The organism is Herpetosiphonaceae bacterium, assembly GCA_036374795.1.
In the GTDB taxonomy this organism is placed as follows: domain Bacteria; phylum Chloroflexota; class Chloroflexia; order Chloroflexales; family Kallotenuaceae; genus LB3-1.
Window position 1 is genome coordinate 1 of record DASUTC010000251.1, and the last position, 1,427, is coordinate 1,427.

Annotated in this window: 1 protein-coding gene; it reads left to right on the forward strand. The window is 65.9% G+C overall.

What is annotated here, in order from left to right; all coding sequences use genetic code 11:
* Positions 1-353: 353 nt before the first annotated feature.
* A complete protein-coding gene (locus VFZ66_18555) occupies positions 354-1,316 on the forward strand; it encodes an IS110 family transposase (GenBank protein ID HEX6291192.1) in 963 nt (320 codons plus the stop codon).
* Positions 1,317-1,427 lie beyond the last annotated feature (111 nt).

Genomic DNA, 1,427 nt, shown 5'->3' on the forward strand with positions numbered 1-1,427 from the left:
CGATGCCGAGCTGGTGAGGACGCAGGCCGAACGGCGTTTGCGCCATGCGGCGGTACGCTAGCAGACGCGTCGCGGTTCGCCGGTTTGCCGTCGCGCGGCATCGAATGAGAGCGTGGTATTACGCGCGGGGTGAGCCCTGCCCCTTGTATCTGGGAATTGGGCTACGAAGCTGTCGAACCGAGGGCCGAGCCCGGTAGACCGTTCGCCCCCTGGGTGCAAGACCCGTCTGGTAGCTTGGTCGCCGGGCTCGGTGCTCCGGCTAGAGCCCGAACAGTTGCCTGGGCCTTACTGAGCCCGCATCACGCAAGGTTGGGCGATGCTGGAGCGTCCCGCGGTCCCACTGAGAGGGAGCGATGGAGCACGCACAAGTATTCGTAGGAGTAGACGTAGGCAAGCAGCACCTCGATGTCGCGATCGGCCGCGAGCCTCCGCGGCGGCTCGGCAACGACGAGGCAGGTATCGGCGAGTTGTTGGCCACGCTGAGGTCGCGGCCACCGACGTTGGTCGTGATGGAAGCCAGCGGAAGCTACCACCGGCGGCTGCTGGCGTCGCTGACGGTCGCAGGCGTCGCGGCAGTGGCGATCAACCCACGCCAAGTGCGCGACTTCGCCAAGGCGCTCGGACGGCTGGAAAAGACCGACCGCGTCGACGCACGTGTGCTGGCGCTGTTCGCCGAGCGCATCCGGCCTGAAGTACGTCCAGTCGCTGACGAGCAGACCGAGCTGCTCGAGGAGCTGCTCAACCGCCGTCGCCAGATCGTCGAGATGCTGGTCGCCGAAAAAAATCGGCTCCAGCAGGTGCACTCCAAGGCTGTGCGGCGCGATCTGGAACAGCACATCGCGTGGCTCAAGAAGCGCCTGCGCGACGCCGACAAGGACCTCGACAAGACCGTCAGCCTCAACCCCGCGTGGCACGCCAAGGTCGAGCTTCTGCAGCAGCTCCAAGGCGTTGGTCGCGTCACTGCGATCACGCTGCTCAGTGCGGTGCCGGAGCTCGGCAAACTCAACCGCCGCCAGATCGCCAAGCTGGTCGGAGTCGCGCCGCTATGCAGCGACAGCGGCAAGCACAGCGGCGCTCGACGTATCTGGGGCGGCCGTAGCGATGCGCGCGCCGTGCTGTACATGGCGGCCCTCGTGGCAACGCGCTTCAACGCGGAGATCAAAGCCTTCTATCAGCGGCTGCTCGCGGGCGGAAAGCCCAAGAAAGTCGCGATCGTAGCCTGTATGAGAAAGCTTCTGAGCGTGCTCAACGCCACCATGCGCAGCCACCTGCAGCAGCCGATCACGGCCACCGGCTGCCCCTCACTGCAAAAATAGAAATTCAAAACAGTTGCTACCAGGATGCGCGTCTCTCGTGGGGGCGGGGCTTGCTCCGCCCGCAGCACCGCCGCCGCGAAATGCAGGCTCCTCAGCTGCCCTGCGGCGCCG